Below are 26201 nucleotides of genomic sequence, written 5' to 3'. Positions count from 1 at the left end.
CAGGTGGTTCGCGCCTGCCTCAATGCTAAAGTAACGCAGTCAGTAATATCAGTAGGTTGCAGATTTCCTGCTATCCTGCCCTTCGGTTCATTGGCAAGACGTGAGCCAACAAAAGGAGTGCAAGCCCGAACACTGCCGCGGCAGCCGAATGCAAGCTGCCCAACGACTTACGTGAGCGGACCGACGCGTGCACAGTTAGGCGATCAAGAACTGGTACGGCATATGCTGTCTTCAGACTCTCAGGAAGCAGCAAATCTGATGCCATCAAGGCAATTTGGCGAAGCTTAGGATCAGAGTGCGAGACCAAAGTCTTCACGATGACAGCGAGGCAGTTCGGTGTTGCTGCTGCGACGGCACGCTCCATCCATATGGCGGCGTCCCGTGATGCTCCAGTCTCGGCCTGCATGAGCCCAAGGTTAAAGGCGCCCCAGCAATCACCTCCTTCGGCGGCACGCGCATACCACGTCGCGGCCGCGGCTTGGTCGACTGGTACTCCCCACCCTTCCTCATGACAGCGCCCGAGAAGGCCCATGGCTTTGGCGTGCTCCTGTGAGGCAGCCGCCAGGAAATGCGAGAGGGCTTGCTGGTGATCCCGCCGCAGGCCCGTTCCGTAGAGGAGAAGACAGCCGGCATTGTAGTGACCCCATGCCAGGCCCGCCGCTGCAGCTTTGCGGTAGTGGCAAAGTGCCTCCGCCTGATCGACCGGCACACCCCAGCCAAGTTCGTGGCAGCGCCCGACCATGTTGCGCGCCTCGATACTCCCGAGGGCGGCTGCCTTCATGAACCAGCCATAGGCCAACGCGGAATCGCGCGCGACGCCCTGTCCGTCTAGATGCATCTGCCCGAGGACCAATTGCGCTGCCTTGAAGCCAGATCGCGCGGAGAGCTGAATCCAGGCCACGGCCGCGTCCGGTTGTGTCGCGAAGATCCGTTGCCAATCAGCCTCACTGTGCCGGTGCAGGGAAGCAAGCGTCGGTGCAGCCCATCCGGGGGCGTTTAGCTTGGGTTTTGTCGGGTTCAGTCGTTGCCGCATCTTACTCTGCGCCCCCGGCCACGCGACCGTGAAGCGCCCTCGGGATCTTCGGCCGCATGCCAGATGGTGGCGTTAGGGACAAGTATCAGGCGTTTGTTTTTAATTAGATGGGTTATAAACTAGTGAGATGAAGCGTCGCCCTGCTGCATCATTCCGTCTTGGCCAGTTTGAAGCCACTCTAATATGTCCCTTTTGCGCATCAATCGGTGCGAAATACACAATCATGACTTGATTCACGGGAATGTGAGCGTCTAACACGCTGACATCTTGTTCGAGGAGTTTTGAGATGTCAGCCTCCCTCTCGCTGCGTGACACGGGCGCCACAGCCTCGCTCGGTGTCGGCCTGGCCGCGACGCTGGGAGCCTTCCTGCCCTTCGATGCCGTGGCACAGGATGCGGCGGCCGAACTGCCGATGCTGAGCGTCGAGGGCTTCGGTGAGCGCCAGCCCAACACCCTTCAGGAGAGCACGGGCCTCTCCCGCCTACCAGGACGCATCCAGGACACGCCCCAGGCGATCACGGTGGTCCCGGGCGAAGTGATCCGCCAGCAGCAGGCGACCACCCTTGAGCAGGCCCTGCGCAACGTACCGGGCATCACCCTCAGCTCGGGTGAGGGTAACGGCGGCCTCAACGGCGACCAGTTCCGCATCCGCGGCTTCCAGGCCAAGAACGACGTCTACGTCGACGGATTGCGCGATTTCGGTGTCTACGCCCGCGACGCCTTCAACATCGGCGACGTCGCGGTGATCAAGGGGCCGACCGGTGAGACCCTGGGCCTCGGCACGGTGGGTGGCGCCATCAACATCAACTCGAAGAAGGCCCTGCTGACCGACTTCACCGCCGTGGACGGCCTTGGCGGCAGCGGGCCGACAGGGCGGGGCACCTTCGATGTGAACCGTCGCATTGACGACACCACGGCTATCCGCCTCAATGGCGTCATTCACCGCCAGGACATCCAAGACCGCAACAACATCCGGTCGGACCGGGAAGGCATCGCAGCCTCCCTCGGCTTCGGGTTGGGGACCAACACCACCTGGCACCTGAACTATCTGTTCCAGCGCAGCGAGCGCACACCCGATTACGGCGTGCCGACGGGCTTGCGCCCCGGAGACCGCTACGCCCGTCCGCTCACCGAGTTCGGCCTTGACCGCGCAACCTCCTACGCCCGCGCCACCGACCGTGACGACGCCAACGTGCACATGCTGACCTCGCTGATGAAGTGGGAGATCGCCCCCTGGTTGACCGTCACCAACGACAGCCGGCTCGCCTTCTACAAGCGCAACTTCGCCTCAACGGCACCGATTTGCGCTGGCGCCTGCTTGTCGGGCTTCTTCAGCGGCGGGAATCCCTTCGTCGCCTATAGCGCAGGCGGCGGTTCGGCCTTCGACCAAGATGCCTGGGGTGCCCAGAACGTCACCACGGCGATCGCCAAGTTCCACACGGGCTTCCTGCGGCACGAGGTCGTGACGGGCCTCGACGTGTTCTACCAGGCCGACAGCCGCACGAGCTTCGCGGTCACCGGTACCCGGCCGAACCAGCAACTGCTCACTCCACAGTTCGAGCAGACCGGCTACGCGCTGACCCGCAACTACAACAATCGCCGCGTCAGCGATGGCGCCAATCTTGGCGGCTTCTTCAGCGACCGGGTATGGCTCACGGAGCAGTTCTCGCTCCTCGGCGGCGTGCGGGTCGATCGCTTCGTGAGCAGCTACGCCACCACCAACACGACCACTGGCGTGTTCGGGGCCGACGTCACGGCAGCCTCGACTGGCGTGAGCCCGAAGGCGAGTGCGATCTGGCAGCCGACCCCGGACCAGACCTACTACGTCACCTTCGCCAAGGGTTTCTCCCCGCAGGGGCAGTATGTCGCCAATTCCACCAACATCGAGGTGACGAACACGGCCGCCCTGAAGCCCGAGGAGAGCGAGCTCTACGAGCTCGGCGCCAAGATCAGCGTTCTCGGCGGACGCCTGGGCCTCGCCGGAGCCTTGTTCCGGGTCGATAAGAGCAACAGCTTCGATATCGATCCTGTCACGGGCCTTCTCATCACCGGTGCCCTGGACGCGGGCGAGAAGCGCCGGGTCGAGGGCTTCGAGCTCACGGCGACAGGCCAGCTCACCGAGGCTTGGAACGTGCTCGCCGGTTACACCCACCTCAGCAGCTCGGTGCGTTCAGGAACCTACATCGGCAACGCGGCACCCTACGTGCCGGAGAACGCCTTCACGCTCTGGACGACCTACGATCTGACGCCGTTTGGCAGGTCCTGGTGGAACCTGCCGGGCAAAATCACGGTCGGCGGCGGCGTCTCCTTCGACGACGGTTACTTTCCGGCAAGTGACAACATCACCCGCATTCCCGGGACCTTCTCCCTCGATGCGCTCCTGTCCTACGAGACCGATGCCTACCGGGTGGCCGTCAACGCCTACAACCTGACGGACGAGCTCAACTACGCTGGTGCCTTCTCGACGCGCGCAATCCCGACATCGGGTCGCACCGTGCTGGTCAGCCTCGGCCTGAGGTACTAAGCCGATGCTGGTCGAGGTTCCCAACGTTCTCACCCCCGAGGAGGTCGCGTTCTGCCGCGCAGGCCTTGAGGCCGGAGACTGGGTAGATGGGCGGGTAACCGCCGGTCAGCAGGCCGCGCGTGCCAAGCACAACCTTCAGATCCCGGAGGATTCGGCCACCGCGCGCGAGCTCGGCGACCTAATCCTGCGGGCGCTCGGGCGCAGCCCGCTCTTCAATGCCGCGGCCCTCCCGCTCCGGGTACTGCCGCCCCTTTTCAACCGCTACGACGTGGGCATGGGGTTCGGAGCTCACGTGGACGGCGCGATCCGCGCGGTGCCGGGGGCCGGCATCCGCATGCGGGCCGATATCTCGACCACACTCTTCCTAACCGCCCCATCCGAGTATGACGGCGGCGAGCTGATCATCGAGGACACATTCGGCGCGCACGCGGTCAAGCTGCCGGCGGGGCACATGATCGTCTATCCGGCGACCTCCCTGCACCGTGTCGAGCCGATCACCCGCGGCTCGCGCTGGTCGGCGTTCTTCTGGTCGCAATCCATGGTGAAGGACGACGGCGCGCGGGCGCTGCTCTACGACCTCGACCGCGGCATCACGGGCGCGCGGGCGGATCTCAGCGACGACAACGCCTCCGTCATCGCGCTCACCAGCGTCTACCACAACCTGCTCCGGCGCTGGGCTGAGCTGTGAGCGCCATCACCCTCGCAGGGCGGAGCGAGGCCGACCGCACTCGGCGGTCCCGGGCCCGGCGGGCCTTTTGGCTGAAGCAGCTCTATGCTTGGCATTGGGTCAGTTCAGGGCTGTGCCTCGTGGGCATGCTGCTCTTCGCCGTTACCGGCATCACTCTGAACCACGCCGGATCCTTTGAGGCACGTCCTCGGGTGGAAAGCCGCGAGGCGACGCTGCCCGCCGATCTCACCAGCCAGCTGCGCGCCCTGCCGGCGAGCGGCCGGACGGCCCTGCCTGAGGTGGTGCGGGACTGGCTCTCGGCGCAGTTCGGCGTGAAGCTCACCGGACGTGAGGCCGAGCTGACGCGGGACGAGGCCCTGGTCTCGCTGCCGCGCCCCGGTGGCGACGCCTTCGTGAGCCTCGACCGAGCAACCGGTGCCGTTCTTCACGAGCGCACAGGGCGCGGATGGATCTCCTACCTCAACGACCTGCACAAGGGCCGCAATACCGGGGCGGCTTGGAGCCTGTTCCTCGACGTGTTCGCCGGGGCCTGCCTGGTGTTCTGCCTCACCGGGTTGGTGCTGCTGCAATTCCATTCCACGCGCCGGCCGGCCACCTGGCCCGTAGTGGGTCTCGGCCTGCTGGCGCCGCTCCTTGTCCTCCTGCTGTTCATCCACGCTTGAGAGAAGCCCCGCCCGATGCGTCTGGCCGTCACCGCGCTGTTCTCGCCCCTGCTCGCCGCCCCAGCCCTGGCGGGGGACGTCACCCTCAGCGTGCAGATCCCGCGTCTCGACGTGTCCGAGTACCACCGCCCCTACGTGGCGGCCTGGATCGAGGGCACGGGCGGCGTTGCTGCCGGCAACCTCGCGGTCTGGTACGACGTCCGCAAACGCGAGGGCGAGGGCGGCGCCAAGTGGCTCAAGGACCTGCGTCAGTGGTGGCGCCGCATCGGCCGTGAGACCGAGATGCCGCTGGACGGGATCAGCGGCGCCACCCGTCCCGCCGGCACCCATGCCCTGCGCTTCGCCGCCGATGCGGCGCCGCTCGCCAGTCTAAAACCCGGCACCTACGAAGTGGTGGTCGAGGCGGCCCGCGAGGTCGGCGGCCGCGAAGTCGTGCGCCTGCCCTTGTCCTGGCCGCCCACCGCCGCCGTGCACGCTGCCGTCCAGGGTAAAGACGAGCTCGGTATCGTTTCCCTCGAACTCAAGCCCTGAGGATTGTCTCCGATGCGCCTCGTTTCCCTGGTGACCGCCCTCACCATCGCCCTCGCCGGCCCTGCTGCGGCACACCGTGCCTGGATGCTGCCTTCGTCGACGGTGCTTTCGGGCGGCGACGCCTGGGTCGCCCTCGACGCGGCGATCTCGAACGACCTCTTCGTGTTCGAGCACATGCCGATGCGCCTCAACGGCCTTGTGGTCACCGGACCGGATGGCACGGCCGTCACGCCGGAGAACACTGCGACGAGTAAGTTCCGCAGCACCTTCGACCTCCACCTAATTAAGCCCGGCAGCTACCGGGCTGCGGTCGTCAACGATGGGGTCATGGCGAGCTACAAGCTCGGCGGACAACCCAAGCGTTGGCGCGGCCGCGCCGAGGCGATGGCCCGCGAGATTCCCGCCGATGCCCAGGAGGTAAAGGTCACCGAGATCGCGCAGCGCACGGAAACGTTCGTCACGCTCGGCAAGCCCGACAGCGGCGCCTTCGCCCCCAGCGGCAAGGGCCTGGAACTTCGCTTCGACACGCATCCCAATAACCTCGCGGCGGGCGAAGCTGCTAGGTTTACCCTTCTCTTGGACGGGGTGCCGGCCGCCAACGTCGCCATCGAGGTGGTGCGCGGCGGAAGCCGCTACCGCGACAAGTCGGAGGAGACGAAGCTCACCACCGCCACCGATGGCAGTGTCACCGTGCCGTTCTCGCAGGCGGGTCTGTACTGGTTCGGTGCCGAAACGCAGGACGATAAGTCGAGCATTCCGGGAGCTCGCCGCCGCGCGGTCTACAACGCGACCTTCGAGGTTCTGCCTCAGTGATGAGCGCGCGCAGTCCCCGTCGACCCGCCACCGAGCCCTCACGCGAAGAGCACGGCTGGTGCGCCGCCTCCTAATTCCGCTGACGCTGGCACCGATCGGGCCTGATGCCGTGCTTGGCGGCACAGTCGAGGTTATTGGCGGGAGGACCATGGGCACCACTTGGTCGGTCAGCTTCGTGCCGCCACCGGATCGCGACGTTGCCCATCTCCGAGATCTGATCCAGGTCGAACTCGGACGCTTGAACGCGCAGCTCAGTCACTGGGAGCCGGATTCCGCATTGTGCCGGTTCAACCGTGCTCCGGCAGGCAGCCGTCAGCCTCTGCCCGATGCGCTGTTCACCGTCCTGGCCACAGCCTGCTTAATCGCCGAAGCCAGTGGCGGCGCCTACGATCCCACTCTCGGCGCCCTCGTGGATCTCTGGGGGTTTGGGCCACCGGGTCCCGTCGAAAAACCTCCCGCGGCAGAGGCCATCGCGTCGGCACTCGCCCGGACTGGCTGGAGCGAGCTCGCCCTCGACTCGGCGACGCGGAGCGCAGTTCAGCCCGGTGGGCTGCAACTCGACCTGTCCGGCATTGCTAAGGGCTATGCGGTCGATGTTCTGTCGGAGCTGCTCACGGCACAGGGTGCGAGAAACCACCTCGTCGAGATTGGCGGCGAGCTACGCGGGCGGGGCCTTAAGCCAAACCGGAATCCCTGGTGGGTCGCCCTGGAACCTCTCGGGTTGGAGGCGGACGAAATCGTTGTCGCCCTGCACGACCTGTCCGTCGCCACTTCAGGCGACTACCGGCGCGCCCTCAATCTTGGGGGACGTCTTGTCGGCCATACCTTCGACCCGCGCCAGGGCCACCCAGTTGAGACGAGGCTGCTCGGGGTCACGGTGATCCATGCCTCCTGCATGGTCGCCGATGCGCTGGCTACAGCCTTGATGGTCCTCGGCTCGGAGCGTGGGTCGGCTTTCGCGCGCGCGAACCATCTCGCATGCTGCATCCGTTCTGTCGGAAGCGAGGGATCCATCGACATCTTCAGTCCAGCTGCGGAGCACATGCTGAGGTAAGGATTGCCTCATTCGCCCAGATGAGCAGAAAGCCACCCATCGCAATCATTCGGACTTAGCAAATCGGACAGCACGGAAGCAGATGTGGCCAGCTTCCGCGAAGGTTCATTTTTCGCCGTCGAATTGAACCCAGGCGTATGTCCGCTTTCGGGCAGTCCCCGCAGCAGCTCGTACGATGGGGCTGGGTCGAATTCGGAACGTCCGCTTCCGGACGAGGAGCCAGGTTGCGATTGCCACCGGTGATAGACACCCACGGTGCGCACCAGGCATCAGATTCGATCCAGTAAGACAGCCGACACACGTGGCTCCCGGAAAATGCCGAGACCCTGGTGATTTCCTACGGCCACGCACGGTTGGAAGACGTTGGTCCTGCAGGACCCCGCCCTCCCAACGGTAGGCGCGACGATGGCGGTCCGGGGGTGACCCGCCCACCGCGCTGCCATGCCCAAAGCATCGTGGGCGCTGCTGGACCGAAGTTCGTTACGTGCCCCATGAAGGATATGCCCGACACCGCCAAGCTTGGCGAGGGCCACGAAACCGCAACTTCGAAGGCACCCGCAATCCACGCCGCGTGATCCTATACTCTTGCCGGAAGGGGCCTGCCCCTATGCCTTGTCCCGCGAGCCCGGTCGCGGGAGGAAGTCGAGCAAGAACCGGGTTCCCGGCTCGGCGCACTCCCACGTCGGCTCGCCGCCAAGCTGCCGCCCAAGCGTCGCGATGAGCTTCATGCCGAGGCTCCTCGACCGGCCCGCGTCGAAGCCCGGCGGCAATCCGGCGCCCCGGTCGCAGGCCGTGATGCGCAGGCATCCTGCTTCCCCAGGGTGGATCGAGAGCCGTACCTCACCCCCACCGTCCGGGTAGGCGTACTTGAAGGCATTGGTGACGAGCTCGTTGGCAAGCAGGCCCAGGGGCACGGCTTGGTCCGTCGCGACCGAGACCGACGCGAAGTCGCAGACCAGGGTCTGCCCAGGCCGGGCGGACGAGCGAAGCTCCTCGCACAGCTCGCCCATGAACTCGGCGAGGTTGACGCTGTGGATCTCGTCGGAGCGCCAGAGCCGGTCATGGACGCCGGCGATGGTCTGGACCCGGGAACGGGCATCCTCAAGCGCCTGCCGCAGGGCCGGATCGGTCGCGGTGCGGCCTTGCATGCTGAGCAGGCCGGCGACGATGGAGAGGCTGTTCTTGACGCGGTGGCTGATCTCGCGCATCAGCACCTCCTGATGCGCCAGCGCGCCCTGCAGCAGGGTCTCGTTGGCCTGGGTCCGGTTCTCGCTGGCCCGTAGCGCCTCCTCGGCCTCTTGCCGTTCGATGGCGACGCCGAGCAGGTTGGCGAAGCCCTGCAAGAAGGCGAGGTCGGCGTGCGTGAACCGGCCCTCGGTCGGGCTGTCCACCTCCAGGACCCCGAAACGTTTGGACTCGCCCTGGATCAGCACGTTGACGGCCCGCCTCACGCCGTGCTCGACCAGGATGGAGGGCGTGCGGAACCGCGTCTCGGCCTGCAGGTGGTTGGAGATGACCGGCTCGCCGGTCCTGAAGGCGTACCCCGCAGGGCTCTCAAGGTCGGCTCCCGTGCGGACATGGCCGACCACGCCCGGCTTCCAACCGACGCCTGCACGGACGACGAACTGCCGCTCGTCGGGTAGGTACTCCATGACCTTGCAGAGCTCGCTGTGGAGGCCGAGCGCGCAGACCCGCGTCGCCTCCTGCAGCAAGGCGGCGGTATCGTGGGTTCTCAGGGCGAAAAGCCCGTATTCGGCGGCGAGCTGCTGCTGGCGCAGGCGGTAGGCAAGTTCCTCGGCCACGCTGCCGCCCTGCTCGGGCGCAACGGCCGGCGCGGCCTTGTCCGTCAAATCCATCCCCCTGATTGAGTTTTTTACGGCCTTACCACAGATTGGTCGCGACGACCCGTTTCGGGGAGAGACACGTGCCGGGGAGGGCACGGATGCGTGACGCCGCCGACGGTCTCATGGATGAACTGCTCCGCGCCATCGTTGCGGACGAGGGCATCGCGCGAGAGTTTGCGGAGATCGCCCACGCCTGCCGTCAGGCCGGCGGCCGCCAGACCGCCGACGGCTTCCTCAGCCTTGCAAGGCATCATCGCGTCAAGGCGCTGGAGGCGCGGGCACGGGCCGCGGCATTGGGTTCGAAGTATCATCGCCACCCAAACGGAGGCGCCTAGGAAGGCCTTGTCCGAGAGACCGGCGACCTTGTCGCGGAGCGTCGGACGCTACGAGCCAAGCGCGCGGTAACAAATGGGCATACGCGTCCAGACCATCCAGGATCGTTACCTCCTCGGCCGACGGTGAGGGCCTGGAAAGTGGTCCAAGAAGTCGGCTCGATAGCCGTCACGGCGAGCGTAGAGGTGCCAGGACGAAGGCGCTGCCATCAGTGTCCTCGGTGAGAAGAGCAAGCGGTCTGAAGGAGGTGTCGCCCGCCCAATCGGGAAGCGGCTACGCGACACGGGCCGGGGCAAGTTCGCCACCGCGAACGTCGAGAATCCGGGCAAGCGCAACGAGCTCGTAACTCGCGAAAAGGGTAGCCCCGCGGGCTGCCAGGCCGACGATCCCCGGGCATCGTTCCGAGATGCCTTCGGGCGAGCCGGAAACCGCGGACATCGGGGAACATCAGGAAGGCCTCGCTCCCCGGCATCCACCATCGGGAGAAAAGGTCCTCGTGCTGGCCCGCCCTTCTCAGCGGCTCGGGCAAGCTTCGAGCAGGCGATGCGAAGGGACAAGGGCGTGGCCGCCCCTGATCGCCGGCCGGCGGCTCGACCGGAGCAGAATCGACATCTGCGCGAACGGTGCGGTCGATGATATCAGAGCTGGAGTATGGTGAAGTCACGACCAGCTGAAGGCTGCCGTCGAAGCAGACAGCCTTCGCCCGGTCCCGCAACCTCAATCGTGGGCAGCTTCCGCACGCGCCTTCCTCGACCTTCGGGCCGGGGAAGGCGCCAAGGGCGGTCGGGCAGGGGATCCCTGGGGCATGGCTTCCGCCGACGGCTTCTCCAGAAAGGTCAGGGCCGATGCATGCTCCATCAGCTGCGCCTTGCCATACAACCTCCCGCGGGAAAGGCCCTGGTCGATGAGCGCTCCCCCGGGGTCACTCGCAAAGCCGAGCAGCGTGAAACCATCCCGCTCCAACGAGTCGTAGATGGCTGCACCTGCCGCCGCGTCCGAAAAGCCAGGCAGGGGGGCGCTTTCGGTGCGACGATCCGTTCGGACCCGGGTCCTGGCCACTGGCTTGGGGGTGGGCTTGCGAAAGCCGAGCTCGGCCGCTGCGTCCAAGCCCGCGCGGGTCAATTGGAACTCGGCCTGCTTGCCGTGCACGGTGCGCTCCGCCAGTCCGGCTTCCGTCACCATGTTCAGGACGCGCGTCAGGTTGCCCTGCTTGAGGCCGAGCCGGCGACCGACCTCGGCGCGGTCGAGGCGCCCGCCCGGGGCGACGACCAGCATGGCAAGCACGTCGCGCACATGGCGACGCTGCAGGACGGCCCTCATGGGCAGCCGTTCGGACACGACGATGGACTCGTGGATGAGCTCGTGCAGCGCGGCCACGCGCTCCGCAAGGGCGACGTCCCGCGTCCTCAGGAAGGCCGCGGCGCGCTTCAGGACGTCGAACCACTCGCGCAGTTCCGCATCGCGCCGCCGGCCGTCCAGCGCCTTCCAGACCCAGGCCCTCAACACGGTATAGGCCCGTCCCACCGCCTTGGGATCCTCGCCGCCGAACGCCTTGGAGAGGGCCGCCCGCGCCTGTGCCGGACCGACGTCGCCCAGCGCGATGTCGTCCAGCGTCGCGTCAGTCGCCATCCTTCATAACCTTTCAGCTTCGCTCGCCCTCATTCTAGGACGTTTCACATTTTCGTCTAGTCGCCGCCGCGCGGTATGGTTCCCGTATAGACCTGCCAATCCCCACCCTGGCGCAGCTCGGCGACCGGTTTTCCGGTCGGATCCTCCGGGAAGGGCAGCACCCAGCCGGGCTGCTCGGCCGTCGGTCCGTCCGGATCGGCCTGCTGGACCACGAAGGCCCGGGTCCCGAAGGTGACGCGCATTCCCTTGGCCGTACTGCGATGCCCCTCCATGGTCGCGGGGTTGCCCATCGAGGGCACGAGCACGAGGTCGACGTCGAGGTCCTTGTAGGCGAGCGTAACGCCGAGATCGCAGAAGTCCTTGCAGATGCCGAAGCCGAACAGGTGGTCGTCGGTGACGAGCACCGGCACCTCCGCCGGCATCCCGATGGCCTCGGTGCCGATCTTCCCATCGCGGTAGGGCAGCACCTTCCGATAGGTGAGCGCTTCCGCTCCGTAGCCGTCGAGGACGGTGGCGACGTTCCAGACCTTACCATCCTCCTCGGTGTGCCAGGAGCCGGCGACGACCATCTGCAGCGCGCTGCGCGGGTCGGCCGTGAGGATGCGCAGCCCGAGGGTGTCGCGGATTAGGGCGAGCAGCGCCGGCGTGACGGTGAGCTCGGGCCACATCGCCGCGAAGCAGCCCCCGGCGTAGGCTGCCTCGATTTGCCTGGCTACCGTGTCCGCCGCGCCGTCGCAGATGGCGTCGGTGACCACGAAGCCTCCATCGGCCGAACGGATTGCCAGCTTCAGGCCGGGGAAGAGCGCCGCCCCCATCGTCACCTGTTCGCCGGCGGGCGAAGCCGTGGTGTCGTGCCGGACGAGCTTGACGCGGTAGCCCGCCTCCAGGATCTCCGGCAGGACGCGGTGATGCAGGATGCCGCGTCGGGTGAAGCGATGACCCTCGCGGCGGCGTTCGGATTCCCGCACCCGTGAGCGGGGGATGGCGTAGGCGCCGCTCGCGGCGCAGAGCCATTCCTCCGGATCGACGGGTCCGAAATGGCTCGGAGCCGTGCGGAAGAGGACCTCGTCGAGGGCCCGCGCCTGAGCGCCCGCCGCCAGCGCCCAGGAACGCAGGTCCGCGTCGACGGGCAACGTCCAGGCGTAGTCGCCCGACGTCACCGCATCCGCCCGGAGCCGGCCTGCAGCGACGAGCGCCCGCTCAGGCACCTGCGAGTACGCCTCGCGCATGGGCGTCGGTGCCTGCCTGAAGAGCCGGTCGACGTCGAGCAGAGCCTTGCGACAGGTCGCGGCCGAAAGGTCCGTAAGGTCACGGTGTCGCGCCGCGAGCGCCGAGGCGCTCTCGATCCAGTCAGCGGGTGTCATGGGAAGCCAAGGAGGGTAGGGGGCGACGCGTATACGGCGGAGCGCCGAAATCCGCCAGGGCCATTCTGTGCCGAGCCAGTCAGGATGATCGCGCGTGGGACGGACCGTTCCGTCGAGCGGGTCTGGTGCCCCTCCGACGGCATCGGGGCCGAGGTCTTCCGCTTGGCATGCACAACGCGTCCGGGCGAATGACCTTCGGCACGATGGTGAGCCGCTTGCCAGGTGCGCCGGCAGGTCCCGCAAGTCGGAGGAACGTCGACGGGTGCCACGGGCGGGTGACCGGGGGCCGCAAGCAAGCCGCTACCCGTTCGATGGGTCCGCCCGGCTACAGCTCCGATGCTGGTTCGGGGACGGTGCCGGAACGAACAGAGTGGGTCGGGCGGTGTCGCCGGTCTCGCCAGGGGACGAGTCCGATGTACCTGGCGTCCCCTGGTTTGCTGTCGCCGAACTTCGGATACTCGCTTACATTTATGCAGGGGCGTCCCGGTAGCGGGGAAGGTTACCATGCGCCGTACCGCAACGCGGCATCGAACGATGGGGCATAGGCAGGCCCCCTGGGCCACGACCGGTCCCTCTTCGCGGGAAGGGACGTCCGATACCGGTCGGCGGGCGTACCCATCGTCAACTCCGGGAGAGCCTTCGCTCCAACGAGCGGACCCGCCGTCCCATGCGATGGGAAAGCAAGGAACGCCCGACAGAAGGAATCTTGCAGCGCACATCGCCCCGCAACGCCGCAGAGGGAATGGAAGGAGGTAGGGGCCATGCCGCACCGTCGAAGCTCGTCGCCTCCGGAGAAGATCGCGCTCCTGCGCCTGCAGATGATCCGATTGGAGAACGATGGCCGCAGCGAACGGCGCGCGTTCCGAAGCCGAGAGGACCTCTCGGTCCTGGCTGTCCTCTGGGCATGGTCGGTGTTGACGGCACGAAATGCCCTTAGGGCTCTGTCGCTCAGGAGGCTCGAACGGGAGCTGGTGGCAAGCGGCGACCCCTTGCGGCCACCGGCGTTGCCGGACCCGCAGTCGACGAGCGAGGATCCGAGACCGTCGGCCTCGATCTCGTACCGGCTGAATCGATGCCGCTAGGCCGAGCTGCCCGAACCCGCAGGTCGGCGAGCCCTTCACTCGCGCATGCGCATTGCGGCTTTCAGGACGCGCATGACATCCTCGACCGCTCCATCGCTTTCCTGTTCGCGAACCGCGAGCTGGACGCCTTGCGCCACGTGCTGGCTGATGATCAGCAACGCGACCTCACGAAGCGCTGCGGAGACCGCGTTGATCTGCTGGACCTCATCCAGGCAGTAGCGGTCTTCCTCGATCATGGTGCGTAAGCCCCGCACCTGACCCTCGATCTTGTTGAGGCGCTGCAGTAGCGGCTTCTTGTCGTCCTCGCTGCGCCGCAACTCCAGTCGCCCGTCGATGAGCTTGCTCTCGGTCACGGCACGCATCCTCACTCAGGCCAACCGACACTGGCCCTGGTTCAGACACCTACCATGAGGGCGCTGGCGGCTAAGATGGGGCCTCAGGACGCGCCCGAGGCCCCCGTCTTGATCAAGCGATCTGCTGGGACTGGGCACCGCTGTCGGGCCGTGCCGGGCCGAGCACGGGCTCCTCGCCCATGGGGGCGTTTTGCACGACGTTGAACGTGCCCTTGCCATCGAGCGAGGGACCGCTGGTCCAGCGACCTTCCGGCGGAGCCGAGCCATCCTGCGTCGAGACGAAGAAGCTGTAGTTGAACTTCTCGTGCTCCTTGCTCTGCGGGAAGCTGTTCGGGATCGGCAGGTTGCCCTCGTTGCCCCCAAGCTCCTCCACCACGGCGAGCCATTGCTGCTGGTGCATGGTGTCCCGGGCGATAAGGAAGCTCCACATGTCTCGCATGCCGGCATCGTTCGTGGCGTTGAACAGGCGCACGGCCAGGACCCGGCCCGTCGTCTCGGCGGCGACGTTGCAGTACATGTCCGCCGCGAGGTTCCCGCTGGCGTAGACGTGGCTCATGTCGAAGGGCGCGCCGTCGCAGTTGACCGGCAAGGCGGCCATGCCGGTGGAGAGCACGTGCCGGTGCAGCATGCCCTCGATGACGTGGCGCGGGTTCTCGCCGCCCATCACGGCTCCCACCACCGCGTCGGCGACGCCGGCTTCCTGGACCTTCGTCGGCGCGGTCTCCAGGTTCATCGCCACCGCCGTGGCCAGCATCTCGATGTGGCCCATCTCCTCGGTGGCGGTGTTGAGGAGCATGTCGCGGTACTTCGTCGTCGGCCCACGGGCACCCCAGCCCTGGAAGAAGTACTGCATGCAGACGCGGATCTCGCCCTCGATGCCGCCGATGGCCTGCTGCAGCATGCGCGCATAGACCGGATCGGGGCTGTCGACCTTCACGGGGTATTGCAGGCGCTTGTCGAGGTACAGCATGTGGATTCTCCTGCCGGCGAAGCGGGCACAGCGGCACGAAGGCTCGCTGGGTACTCACGGGGAGTATGTGCCGGCATCCTCATAATCGGCCAGGCGTGTGTTTGTTCACCGGATTCCTGCGTGCGGCGGCGAAGGCATATGAGCCGATGCGACCGACGATGTGGCGCCTTCTACTTCCATCCCGACGAACTTACGCCCGGAGCGTCGGGCACCCATCCATCGTGGCATGCGTGCAACGCCGCGTGTTTCCTCGCCCCGCGAAGCGCATGTCGCTCGAATTGGGAATGACCTTGGACCACAAGGGGCATGCCTCCTTGCCGGTCCGATCAGATGCCCCCTGCCTCCAAGGCCACCCTGCTGCTGCACCGTGAGATCGCGGCGTTGATCGTCACGTACGGGCTTTTCGTCGGCGGCATCCTGGTGCTCGCTTGGAGCCTCGCCTGAGGTGCCGAACGCCGGCACGGCCGCCGACGTCCCTGTTCCCGTGGGACAGGCGCAGGGTCCCGGCCTACCTGGCGGCAGCACCGGAACGTTTCCTACGTGGGCCGCAGCCCCGCTCACAGGAGGTCTCCGTGCAGCCAGGTACGGAACGTAGCCGAGCCTTACCCGCCTGGCCGCGCCGCCAAGTGCAGGTACACTGGATCGAACTGTGCGACACGCCGGAGCTCATCCCATCGCTGGATGACCAGCACTTGGCCGCTGAAGGTGATCAACCCCATGCCCCGCAGCTCCTGAAGGACGCGGTTGACGTGCACCGTCGACAATCCAAGGGCATCCCCGAGCATGGCCTGGGTCATCGGCAGCGAGCAACGATGCCCGCTGGCGAGGCCTACCGCTTCGAGCCTAAGGTACAACTCGCAGAAGAGATGGGCTATGTGCGCGCAGGCGGAGCGCTGCCCCAGGCCCACGATCCACTCACGGAGGACCGCAGAGTCCACCAGGGTGAGGCGCCAGAGGATGGCAGCAACATCCGGATAGCTTCCGACCATGGCGCGAAGGCTCTGATGCGGGATGAAGGCCACGATGGCGCCCCCGAGGGTGGCGAGCCCGTAATCCATCGTTGGGAGGTGCAGTCCTCCAAGGTCCGGGATGTCTCCGGGCACGTCGAACGACAGGACTTGCCGCCGTCCTTTGCCGGTCAGCTTGTAGCGAAACGCCCATCCTTCCACGAGTAGGCAGCATTGCGAGGGACTGTCGCCGTTGGAAACGATGTCCTGCGCTCCCCTCAGCGTGCGGACGTTGAACGGCAGTTCCTGGACCGCTCGACGCGTGTTCCCCGAAATGGCCGCAATCGATTCCAGCTTCCGCAGGAGCATGTCCGACGGCTGACGAGCGGACGGGGATGGCATGTTGCTTCGCCTCGGCTAGTGGTCGAGGCGCATCGTTCTGCCGATGGCCCGCAGTGGCGCGCCTTAAGCGACGGCAGGCTGTATAAGCAACGCGTCGGGACGCGACCCAAACGCACGGATCCCCCAAGCAATCGAAGAGCCGTCTCCCAGGCCGATGCGGCTCCCGGAGCCGCATCTCCGGAAGTCGCTTCCAAGCACCGGGCGGTACCATCCGACCATGGCAGATCGTCCCGTCCCCGTGTGGACGGTCTCCACGCGGTCATTGAGCTGTGCCCGCGGCCGCCAGGAGGTCACCGCGCATCGGACATGCGGCAAGCCATTCTGCGTGCGTCGGTCCGCGGCACGAGGAGCGAGGCAAGCCTGCACTTCCAGACGCGCAGCCGCTCAAGCTTTGCACCACGCTTGGCTCGTGGCGAAAGCCCGTGCGCGGCTCGCGCTCCAATACCCCAGGGTTGCATAGAGGCTGGCGAACATTCCCTCGGTCTGCGTTGAGTCGTGCCCCCGGGAACGCAGGATCTCGCTCCCGGGCTCCTGCTCGGTGACGCGCCTCCCCGCCCGCGCCATACTCTCCTCGACCTGAGCAAAATTCACCCCATCCCGCGTCACGGTAGGCGACGGGAAGTTCGCGCGTCCGTTCATACCCTGCAACGTAGATGAGTTCAGTCGGTGAGGCGTGGGGGCTCGCCGCGTGTCGCCCTCTGGGCCTGGCCCTTGCCGGCGAACGTCAGGGCACCGCCCGGCGCGACGTACAAGCCTCGTCAACCGGCGCTAACCGACGGGCACACGCCGGCAGGGTGGTGAGCGAGGGCGTCGGACGGAAGGCCGCTCAGCGAAGCCGACCCAGGCTTCCAAAGCCGCGAGGCGCGCCCTCAGTCGAAGTCCTAGCCCGGGACCGTCACCTGGCCGGGGGCGTCACCGCGATGATCCCTTGGACCAGGCTCATCGCGAAGGGGTATCGGCCGATGTTGCGCCAATCCTCCGCGAACGGCCGAAGGATGGTCCAATCCTGTTCGAGATGGATGAAGCGTCCCGTCGCCGTTTCCGCACTCGCCGAGCAGATGTCGGGGCTCCCGTTCGCGAAGCGGCCTTGCACGTTGGTGAAGCCGCACAGCCTTCGGAAACCATACCGGTCGTCCGGGGGGTGATTGCAGCTCACGACCGTGCCGTCCGGGGACGGAAACCGCCCCAGCCAAGCACGCAAGCGGGTCGCCGGCAACGTCATCCCGGGATCCGCACCGTGCGCTCCGCTTGAGACGATGAGCGACGTCCTTACGCCCTCGGCATCGTCCCTCATGCCATGCAGGGAGACTGCCACGGAGCGTGGCCATAGAGAGGCCAAGGTTTGGTGCGCGACCTGGAAGAGGGTGTCGGCGTAATGGCCGACGTCGGAATCCCTGTATGCCTCCGACCGGCCGCAGACGTCCGTCGTCCCGCTGCATCCGGCGAAGGTCATGCTGGCGCAGCGATGCGCGCCGGAGACGAGCGCCGCACGCCCGCCGGAACGATGAAGGAGTTCCATCGCCTCCTCCACCGTCCCGGCCTCGAACGGAACATGCGGCGCCTCGAAGACTACGTCCCGAGCGGGTGCCAGGCTCACGACGACGGTCGCGTCCCGACCGGACCTGTCAGATGCAGCGACGTACCTGGCTCCTCCGTCGTCGATGGCGACGACGTCGTAGTTCAGCGAAGGGGCCAGCGCCCGGGCCGCTTCCCAATCGCCCGAGACGAGGAATGCGACGAACCGACCGAAGGACGAGAGGCGCGCGGGCGACGTCCCGAAGCTGCCGAGCGTGTTCGGCCCAAGGTGAGGCCGGGAGGCGATCCAAAGGGCGAGGGGCCCTGCCGCCGAAGGCAGGGGCGACGGCGTACCGGGCCGCGACCCGAGGGTCCCGGGCGGCGTGGCCACGAGCAAGGCCGGGAACCCGTACCGGGCAAGACGCGCGAGGAAGGGACCTCGGGTCGGCACTTAGGGAAACGTCGCGCGCGTGAACTGGACGTCGGCCAGGAACCCGCTGCCTCCGCGCCGGGCCCCGCCAATCACGTACAGGTAGTCGTTGTAGCGCACGGTCGCATGCCCCCATCGGGGGACCGCGAAGACGTGGCTGTCGAAACCGACGCGTCCGGGCAGGCCATCGCTCGCGATGGACACGGCCTGGACCGTGTTCAGGTAGTTCCCCTCGCCCGCGTTTCCGCCGAGCACGAAGGCCTTGGACCCGCTCGCGGTGCGCAGCAGGGCAACCGAGTGGCCGTAGACGGGCAGCGGCAGGGGACGCGGCGAGGTCGTCCATGGACCCGGGCAGCCATCCTCCTGCAGGGTGCTGACCTGGACGTCCCCGAACACGTCTTCGAGGAGGTCCCCCCAGCCGCCCATCACGATCAAGGTGCTCCCCAGCACGGCCGCGCCGGGCGCGGACCGGCCACCCTTCAGGTGGAAGGGGCACACACGCCAGGGTCCGACCGCCCCGTCGGCGGAGACCGGAGCGGTCTCGACCTCGTCGAAATGGACCGTGTCCGATCCGACCTGGTTCACGCCGCCGATGGCCAGCAGGTATGCCTGGCCCGAGGGAGCCTTCCAGGCCTGCAGGGCCAGGTTGGACCTCGGTATGTTGAGCCGCGATTGGCTTGGAACCCATCGTTCAAGGGCTCCGTCGGTCCCAAGGGTCGCGACGTCGGTGTCGCCGAGCGTGCCGGTTCCGGAGTATCCGCCCACGAGGTAGACGCGGCCGTCGAAAGCCACCAAGCCGTGACCCGAGCGCGCGCTCGGCATGTGCCCGACCGTACGCCACCCGGTGGGAAGGACAGCACCGTCGTTCCCCAGTTCGGCGACCTGGATGTCGTCCAGCATCGTCGGGCCGGTTCCGGCAACGAACAGGCCGCCCAGTACATAGATGCGATTGCCGGCCACGAAGGCGGCATGCGAGGTACGCGGCCCTTCGAAGGAAGCGGTCGATGTCCACTCGGACAGGACGGGCTCGGCCTGCTGGGCATGCACCGACGGAACGACCAGCGAAGAGAGAACGCCGGCAGCGACATGGAGCAGGCGTCGGAGAGGCTGCATGGACGACCTCGTTGGGGAAGATGCGGCCGCGACCAGGCGACGGCTCACATGGAAGCATGTCGCGCTGCGGGAGTACAGATTGCTGGCATTCTGCAATAGCGACCGGCGATTACTGCGCCATGGTGCCTGCGGGATGTCATCCGCCACGCCTTGTCAAAGGAGAGGGCCTGCGCCAACTTGGCGGAAGGGGATTTTCAGGGATGGGCGGAGGTCAGGCTAGGTGGCATGGTACAAGAACGCCGACAATTTGGTGAAAGCCAACGGCACGGAGGCGGTTTGGTCCACTTTCTACAAACCCGGAGACATCGTTCCACAGTCAGGGATCTATCGATGCAGGAACTGCGGGAAAGAGGCGACCTGCAATTCAGGCGATCCGTTCCCGCCACAGAACCATCACCAGCATCCACAAGCAGGACCAGTCCTCTGGAACCTGATCGTCTGGACGAATACCGGGGGCGACAAGGGACATGGTACGGTCTAGGCAACGCCTGATGGCCATCCGTCGGGCGTTGCAGACCCGGGCGGCGTCGGGACGTGTCGGAAGAACAGACCTTGCACCGGCGTTCGAGCACGCGCGGAACCCGGTTTATATCGGCTTATGTTCCCCGTATCGGGGGCATACGCTATCTCAGAAGGCCGATATCCGGCTTCGCCGGGAGCCGATAACTTGATGCTTGCTCGCCACCGTCTCGGAGTCCGCAATGGTCTCCGCCTGCTTCTGTGGCAGCTTGCCGATCCGCTCGATCCGGACCCCGACGAAGTTCCCCTTGCGCCAAGCCATCGCGACCTTGCAGACGAAATCCTTGCCCAGCACCCGAAGCATGAAGTTCTCCGGCAGGTGATAGGAGGCCGGGACCCAGATCCTTGCGCCCGTCTTCGAGACGTCCTTGACGGTGCAGGGGATCTCGATGCCCTCGGACGTCCGGATGACGCCTATCCAGTTCGTCTCGGCCCTGGCCTCCCTCTCCCCGAACGATGCTTCCCCGGTCACCGGTTGTGAGTTCGCAGACATACGGTTCACCGCGCGGTTACGACGACTGAATTCATACCTAGGCGTCATTAACGAATCACGCGAGCCGGTACCGGGCGAACGAATGGCCGGGCTTCCATCGCCACCTCGCGGAAGTCGGCACACCATTCTTGGAAGACCGGCCACGCCTCCAGAGCGTCCGCCTCCACGGCTTTGAGTCGGCCGTGGTCCGGTCGCCGTATCGGATCCCCAAGGAGCGTCCCTTTTCTGAAGCAAGTCACTTGCGTTCGTCACGATGCCATCCGCTTCGCGCGCAGCGCAGGAACCATAATGCCATGATCCTTCAAGAAGGCTCAGGCTTACCATCAGTTGGCTTCCATCGATGCAGGATAGAGACATTCGGGAACTGACGGCGGCGGATGGAATTATACTTCCCGCCAACAACTACGGAGGAACGCCCGTGAAGCTCTCCTTGATCGCCGGAACCGTCGCCATCCTTGCCGTCACGACCGCAGCGTCTCATGCCGCGCCATGTGACACGGGATCGGGCAAGGACAGGGGTGCCAGCGTGGACCCCGGCAGCAAGAACCTCGCAGGCGGTCAGCAGCCCGCGTCGCCTGGTACCGTCGGTGCGATGAACAATGTCGGCGCCAACCAAGGCCTTGGCGAGAAGCAGGGCGCAAGCACGTCCGCGAGCAAGGGAAGCGAGGACCCCGCCAGCAAGAACCTGGCCGGAGGCCAGCAGCCCGCCTCGCCCGGAACGGTCGGAGCCATGAACAACGCCGGTGCGAACCAAGGCATCGGCAAGAAGGACGACGGGTGCTGATCCTATAACCTTCCGTGAGCTTGCCCCGAGGCTCGTTCAGCACTTCCCGCGGCGGGCCTTCATCAAGGGCCTATCTGGGTCCACCGAGGATTGGGCTAGGCTGCGACCGTCGGATGCGGGCATGCAGCGCCCCCGACAGGAAGGACACGGATACCCAAGGACACGAAGTGCTTGGCGGACCCCTTCCGGCAGGCGCCTCGTGGACCATCTCCCCGATCCCCGGTGCCGGGCCTGATGACGCCCCCAAGCTTGGTGTCGGCCTTCTTGCGTAAGGTCGGGCAGGGCGTCTTGCCTGGGTGCGGGTACCCGAACGCTCCCGAGGCACCGGGAAGTGCCACCAGCGTCGTCGATCCCGGCAACGGGCAAGCGAAGCCGGCGCGGGCGACGTCAGGAGGTAACCCTCGCCTTCTCGCCGTGGCCACCGAGCACCTGCATCGTCTCGGCCCTAGGCGCTTGACCGTCGTGGCGGTCGCGAACGAGGCAGGGATGACCCATGCTAACGTCTACCGCTACTTCCCATCCAAGGAGGCCCTCATCGACGCGGTCGCGGAAGGGTGGCTGCGCAACGTCGAGCATGAACTTGCCCGCATCGCCGAAGGGCCGGACCCAGCCGAAGACAAGATCGAGCGCCTGCTGACCTCCCTGGCCGGAATGCAGCGCGAGACGCTGGCCAAGGAGCCGAACCTATTCGCCGTTCACCTCGACGCCATGGTCCGAGCGCGTCCGACCGCGCGGCGGCATCGTATTCGTCTCCGCAGCCTAGTGGAGGGCATCGTCGAGGAGGGCATCGCCACAGGCGCCTTCTCGGCCAGGGACCGGGAACGGGCCATCGCGCACATCTTCGACGCAAGCTATCGCTTCACCCACCCGGCGGCGATCCGAAACGACGCCAGTCTGCCGGCTGACATCGCGGAAGCGCGCCTCGGCGCCGTGATCGCCGCCATCCTGAAGGTTCTGCGAAGCGGCACGCTCTAGGACTTCGACCATCCCGGCGCCAGGAGCTACGTCCTCGAAAGCTTTCGGTAACCTATCCAAGCGAAGGTGCGGATGGCTTTCGGCCGGTATGCGCCCCCGCGCGGTCGACTGCCGCAACCTCGACCCGCCCGGAGCGATCCGTGGCGGGTTTTTGCGGTTCCTCGGGACCGTCCACGATTTGCACCGTACCTCCCAAGGGAAGATCCAAGCGAACGGCAGCATACGAGGACGGCACGAACGGCGGATAGGACTGCCTTAACCATAAGAGTCCTATCGTGGGCGGTGCATGGCTTGCCAGCCATCCTGTTCATGCCTCTGGTAGGTCCACCATGTCCACCAACCTGCCGAACGAGGCCCACCGGCTCGAAGCACCGCGTGTGCCCGACGCGTTCGATATGGCGACCAAAGAACAGTTCGATGCCGTTTGCCAGACGGCATGCGCCCTCTTCGACGTCCCCTTCGCTCGGGTAGCACTACCCCAAGGGGGCGGGCAGTGGTCCAGGGCGGAACGCGGCCCGGATTTCGGGGACATCTCCCTGGAGGTCCCGTTCGGCTCCCATCCTTCGCCGCCCGACGGGCTTCTGGTGGTTGAGGACGCCGGTCGGGATGGGCGGTTGGCCGGCGGCCCCTTGGCGACGGGCGCGCCGCACATCGGCTTCTACGCCGGCGTAGCCGTCGGCTTTGAACCTGACCCTTGGGCCGGCACCCTGTGCATCATCGACACGGTGCCGCGTACGTTCTCCCACGAGCAGCGTCAGCAACTCCGGAACCTCGGCCGGATCGTGTCCGGCCATATCCGCCTGCTTTCGGCGCACCGTGCGAGCGCGGGCGAGGCCGAGGCGCGGCAACGGGCCGAACGCGCGCTGGCCGAAAGCGCATCGGCGACCGATTCCATGCTCCGGGCGCAGCGCATGGCGGAATGCGCGGCGAGCGTCGGCCACTGGCGCATCACCCCGGAGGACAGGCGCATCCTCTGGTCCGAAGGGCTCGCACACATCTTCGGACGCCCCAGGCCCGAGGGCGGCTCGATCCCCCTGGATCGCCACCTCGCCTACTACCATGCCCAGGACAGGGCCGGCGTAGGCGCCCGTATCGAGGCCGCCCTTGCCGGCCAATCTCCGCATGCAGCCGGTTACCAGGGACGTGCCCGCGTCGTGCGCCCCGACGGAACCATCCGCCACGTCCTTGTCCAAGGCGCCCCCGACTACGATCAGACAGGGGCGCTGACCGCGCTGTACGGCGTCATCCTCGACATCACCGACCTTACCGCAAGCGAGGGGCTGGTCCGGGAGGCCAACGCGACCCTCGGCACCACGCTCAGGCAGATGGATCAGGGTCTGATCATGTTCGGCGCCGACGCGCGGGTGAGGTTGTTCAATCCCCGCGCCTCGGAACTCCTGAACCTGCCGGCGTCCGTCCTGCACGAAGGGGCCGCATGCGAGGATATACAAGCATTCCAACGTGACCGCGGTGACCTCCCGCCAACGTTGACCGGCAACGATCAAGCCTCCGCAGACGGCGATAAGCCTGGACATCCATCGCCGACCGAGTGGCAAGGCCCAGGCGGTGCCATCCTCGAAGTGCGACGTGTCGCCCTGCCGGACGGAGGCTGCCTCCTCACCTTCTCGGACATCACCCTCCGCAGGGCGGCGCAGGCGGCCGTGCAGGACTCGGAGCGCAGGTACCGCCTCCTGGCGGAGAATGCGACGGACATCATCGTCTGGTGCGATCTCGACACCACGCGGCGCTACGTGTCGCCTGCCATGAAGACGATCCTTGGCCACGACGCGGATGAATCGGTCGGCACGCGCCCGCTCGACTACGTTCATCCGGAGGACGCTCCGGCCTATCGGGCCATGCTCGACGACCTCACGCAAGGCAAGACGGACCGGGCGCTGACCCGGCAGCGCTATCGCCATCGCGACGGTTCGTGGGTTTGGCTGGAGAACTCCTTCAACCTCATGCGCGATGCCGAGACAGGCAAGCCGACCGGCTACGTCGCGACGCTGCGCGACGTCACCGCCGCCAAGGCGGTGGAGGAGGCGCTCCGGGCCAGCGAGGAACGGCTGGCGCTTGCCCTCGACAGCGGCTCCGACGGGCTCTGGGATTGGGACGTCGCGACGGGGGAGGCTTGGTTCTCGGATCGATGGTACGCAATGCTGGGCTACGCCCGCGGCGACCTGGCGTCGGATCTCTCCTCGTGGACGCGCCTTGCCCACCCAGCCGACGCCGAGGCGGCCACGGAACTGCTGCGCGAGCACCTGAAGGGTCGGACGCCTGCCTACGAGTGCGAGCTCAGGCTCCTAAGGAAGGACGGCGGATACGGCTGGGTCCTCGTGCGCGGCAAGGTCGTCAGGCGAGGCGGCGAGGGCAAGGCGCTTCGCATGGTGGGCACGCAGATCGACGTCGACGCCCGCAAGCGGGCCGAGCTTGCCCTGGCGGAAAGCGAAGCCCGCTACCGTGCCCTGTCCGATGCCCTGCCGCAGATGGTGTGGGTCATGCGCCCGGAAGACGGGTGCGCCACCTACACCAACAAGCCCTTCCGGACGTACTACGGCTCCGCCGGCACCACGCGCCGGGAGCGACTGGACCGGAACCATCCGGACGACGCGGGGCGAATGGAGCGAGCCTGGGACCGCGCCCTCGCCGATGGATGCATGTACGAGGTGGAAGGCCGCCTGAGACGTCGCGATGGGGCCTACCGTTGGCACAAGGTCCTGATGCTTCCTATCCAGCAGCGGCAAGGCATCTCGGGCTGGATCGGGACGGCGCTCGACATCCACGACAGCGTCGAGGCGCGGCACCGGCTTGAGGAGACGGCAGGTCTCCTGCGCCTCGCCCAGGAGGCTGCGGGCGCCTCCGTCTGGGAGTGGGACCTGACGACCGGCCTGGTCCGCCTGTCGAGCCATAATCCCGGCATGCACGGCTTGTTGGCGCCGGCGAGCGCAGGGCAGCACACCGCCATCGAGCTGAGCGCGGAGGAGTGGGACTTCGTGGTGCATCCCGATGACCTGGATTTCGCGAAAGCCGCCGTCGAGCGTGCCATCGACACGCGCACCACCTACGTCGCCGAGTTCAGGGTCCGCGCTTCCGATGCGGGTGGATTCCGGTGGGCCCAGAGCTTCGGAAGGATCGTCTACGACGAGGTGAGCGACAGGCCCGTCCGAATCGTGGGACTGACCCTGGACATCACCGACCGGAAGCGGACCGAGCAAAGGCTTGTCCATCTCGCCCGTCACGACCCGCTGACGGACCTGCCGAACCGCTCCCTGTTCCGGGAGCGCTTCGAGCAGGATCTCTCGGAGGCCCGGCGCGAGGGCAAGAGGCTCGCGCTGTTCTACCTGGACCTCGACCGCTTCAAGCAGGTCAACGACGAGCTCGGTCATCATGCCGGGGACGCACTGCTCGTCGAGGTGTCGACACGTCTGAGGGCAACGCTGCGCGCCGAGGACACGCTGGCCAGGTTGGGCGGCGACGAGTTCGCCGTCCTGCGAACCAACCTACGCAGCCGAAAGGACGCGGCCATGCTCGCCGAAAGCCTGATCGCGGCGGTCGGGCGGCCTTTCGTCTTCGAGGAGCGGGAAATCGCGGTCGGCCTCAGCATCGGCATCACCCTGATGCCTGACGACGGTCTCGATCACGACGCCGTGTTCAGGCGTGCGGACGCATCGCTGTACACCGCGAAGGCCGCGGGCCGGAACACCTTCCGGTTCCATGACGCCGACAAGGAGAGGGTTGCCTGACCCCATCGTAGGCCGCGGCCTCGGGAGCGGATGGGTTCGAACTTCGGCTTCCCCTTTCGAGATGTCTTCGCCTACCGGGGAGGGGAACGCTCTTCCAAAGCCGGAGCGGCTGGCTTGTTCGATGATGGGATTGCCATGTTCGACGACCCGGCACGGAGCGGAACGTACCGGCATCGGGCGACGGGATCCGAGCGGGTCACCCTGCCGGATGGCCCGTCCTCAGGTGCGGAGGCGGTCAGGTCGCCATCGTCGCGCGACCGGCATCCGGGGCCGACCGGTGGCTGTCATCCGGTTCCACTCGGCCGCCGGGGTGGCATGCCCGCCGACCCCGGCCGTGGCATCGGCCCGTACGGGGGATCTGAGACGAGCACGGGCTGAGGTCGAAAGGGGGGGCACCGTG

At 66.7% G+C, this 26201-nt stretch carries 20 protein-coding genes; 10 read left to right on the top strand and 10 right to left on the bottom strand.

Annotated elements, in window-relative coordinates:
• Positions 1-70 precede the first annotated feature (70 nt).
• Entirely contained in the window at positions 71-1033 is a 963-nt protein-coding gene (locus OF380_RS26190) for a tetratricopeptide repeat protein (protein WP_264048558.1), read from the bottom strand.
• Between the two features lie 286 nt (positions 1034-1319).
• On the opposite strand from OF380_RS26190, the gene OF380_RS26185 reads away from it, so the two are divergent.
• Genes OF380_RS26185 through OF380_RS26160 form a run of 6 tightly spaced genes read left to right on the top strand, consistent with a single transcriptional unit; the run spans position 1320 to position 7305 of the window.
• Positions 1320-3557 (top strand): TonB-dependent receptor, encoded by a 2238-nt coding sequence (locus OF380_RS26185; protein ID WP_264048557.1) that lies wholly within the window; start codon positions 1320-1322, stop codon positions 3555-3557.
• Positions 3558-3561: 4 nt separating this feature from the next.
• Positions 3562-4245 carry a Fe2+-dependent dioxygenase gene (locus tag OF380_RS26180; protein WP_264048556.1) on the top strand — a complete coding sequence of 228 codons (684 nt, stop codon included), beginning with the start codon at positions 3562-3564 and terminating at the stop codon, positions 4243-4245.
• The gene (locus OF380_RS26175; RefSeq protein WP_264048555.1) at positions 4242-4907 is read left to right on the top strand and encodes a PepSY-associated TM helix domain-containing protein; all 666 of its coding nucleotides are present in this window, start codon (positions 4242-4244) and stop codon (positions 4905-4907) included. The genes OF380_RS26180 and OF380_RS26175 overlap by 4 nt, the downstream gene beginning before the upstream one ends.
• Positions 4908-4922: 15 nt before the next feature.
• Positions 4923-5438, top strand: coding sequence for a DUF2271 domain-containing protein (locus OF380_RS26170; RefSeq protein ID WP_264048554.1), 516 nt, complete (start codon positions 4923-4925; stop codon positions 5436-5438).
• A gap of 12 nt (positions 5439-5450) precedes the next feature.
• Entirely contained in the window at positions 5451-6251 is an 801-nt protein-coding gene (locus OF380_RS26165; protein WP_264048553.1) for a DUF4198 domain-containing protein, read from the top strand.
• Positions 6252-6309: 58 nt separating this feature from the next.
• Positions 6310-7305, top strand: coding sequence for an FAD:protein FMN transferase (locus OF380_RS26160; protein WP_264048552.1), 996 nt, complete (start codon positions 6310-6312; stop codon positions 7303-7305).
• A gap of 605 nt (positions 7306-7910) precedes the next feature.
• Here OF380_RS26160 and OF380_RS26155 read toward each other — a convergent pair.
• Positions 7911-9161, bottom strand: a complete 1251-nt coding sequence (locus tag OF380_RS26155; RefSeq protein ID WP_264048551.1) for a sensor histidine kinase — start codon at positions 9159-9161, stop codon at positions 7911-7913.
• Between the two features lie 86 nt (positions 9162-9247).
• Between OF380_RS26155 and OF380_RS26150 the strand changes: the two genes are divergently transcribed.
• Positions 9248-9484, top strand: a complete 237-nt coding sequence (locus OF380_RS26150) for a hypothetical protein (protein WP_264048550.1) — start codon at positions 9248-9250, stop codon at positions 9482-9484.
• Positions 9485-10199: 715 nt separating this feature from the next.
• On the opposite strand, the gene OF380_RS26145 is transcribed toward OF380_RS26150, so the two are convergent.
• The 8 genes from OF380_RS26145 to OF380_RS26110 form a co-directional block, all read right to left on the bottom strand.
• Complete coding sequence (locus OF380_RS26145; RefSeq protein WP_264048549.1) at positions 10200-11111, bottom strand: hypothetical protein; 912 nt, start codon at positions 11109-11111, stop codon at positions 10200-10202.
• A 56-nt stretch (positions 11112-11167) separates the two neighbouring features.
• Entirely contained in the window at positions 11168-12475 is a 1308-nt protein-coding gene (locus tag OF380_RS26140; protein ID WP_264048548.1) for a carbon-nitrogen hydrolase family protein, read from the bottom strand.
• A 1117-nt stretch (positions 12476-13592) separates the two neighbouring features.
• On the bottom strand, positions 13593-13910 hold the full coding sequence (locus OF380_RS26135; protein WP_264048547.1) for a metal-sensitive transcriptional regulator: 318 nt from the start codon (positions 13908-13910) through the stop codon (positions 13593-13595).
• Positions 13911-14022: 112 nt separating this feature from the next.
• Complete coding sequence (locus tag OF380_RS26130) at positions 14023-14880, bottom strand: manganese catalase family protein (RefSeq protein ID WP_264048546.1); 858 nt, start codon at positions 14878-14880, stop codon at positions 14023-14025.
• Between the two features lie 602 nt (positions 14881-15482).
• A complete protein-coding gene (locus tag OF380_RS26125) occupies positions 15483-16196 on the bottom strand; it encodes a Crp/Fnr family transcriptional regulator (RefSeq protein ID WP_264048545.1) in 714 nt (237 codons plus the stop codon).
• A 928-nt stretch (positions 16197-17124) separates the two neighbouring features.
• Complete coding sequence (locus tag OF380_RS26120; protein ID WP_264048544.1) at positions 17125-18135, bottom strand: hypothetical protein; 1011 nt, start codon at positions 18133-18135, stop codon at positions 17125-17127.
• Between the two features lie 60 nt (positions 18136-18195).
• Positions 18196-19287, bottom strand: a complete 1092-nt coding sequence (locus tag OF380_RS26115) for a Kelch repeat-containing protein (RefSeq protein WP_264048543.1) — start codon at positions 19285-19287, stop codon at positions 18196-18198.
• Positions 19288-19915: 628 nt separating this feature from the next.
• The gene (locus OF380_RS26110) at positions 19916-20278 is read right to left on the bottom strand and encodes a PilZ domain-containing protein (RefSeq protein ID WP_264048542.1); all 363 of its coding nucleotides are present in this window, start codon (positions 20276-20278) and stop codon (positions 19916-19918) included.
• 439 nt (positions 20279-20717) lie between these two features.
• Here OF380_RS26110 and OF380_RS26105 point away from each other — a divergent pair, with 439 nt between their 5' ends.
• From OF380_RS26105 to OF380_RS26095, 3 genes are all read left to right on the top strand, one after another.
• Complete coding sequence (locus tag OF380_RS26105) at positions 20718-21083, top strand: exopolysaccharide production protein YjbE (RefSeq protein WP_264048541.1); 366 nt, start codon at positions 20718-20720, stop codon at positions 21081-21083.
• Positions 21084-21497: 414 nt separating this feature from the next.
• The gene (locus tag OF380_RS26100) at positions 21498-22058 is read left to right on the top strand and encodes a TetR/AcrR family transcriptional regulator (RefSeq protein WP_264048540.1); all 561 of its coding nucleotides are present in this window, start codon (positions 21498-21500) and stop codon (positions 22056-22058) included.
• A gap of 614 nt (positions 22059-22672) precedes the next feature.
• Positions 22673-25801: a PAS domain-containing protein gene (locus OF380_RS26095; protein ID WP_264048539.1), complete on the top strand. Its 3129-nt coding sequence runs from the start codon at positions 22673-22675 to the stop codon at positions 25799-25801.
• Positions 25802-26201 lie beyond the last annotated feature (400 nt).

The organism is Methylobacterium sp. FF17 (genome assembly GCF_025813715.1).
GTDB classification, from domain to species: domain Bacteria; phylum Pseudomonadota; class Alphaproteobacteria; order Rhizobiales; family Beijerinckiaceae; genus Methylobacterium; species Methylobacterium flocculans.
Note: the sequence above shows the minus strand (reverse complement) of the source record. Positions and strands in the feature narration are given on the sequence as shown.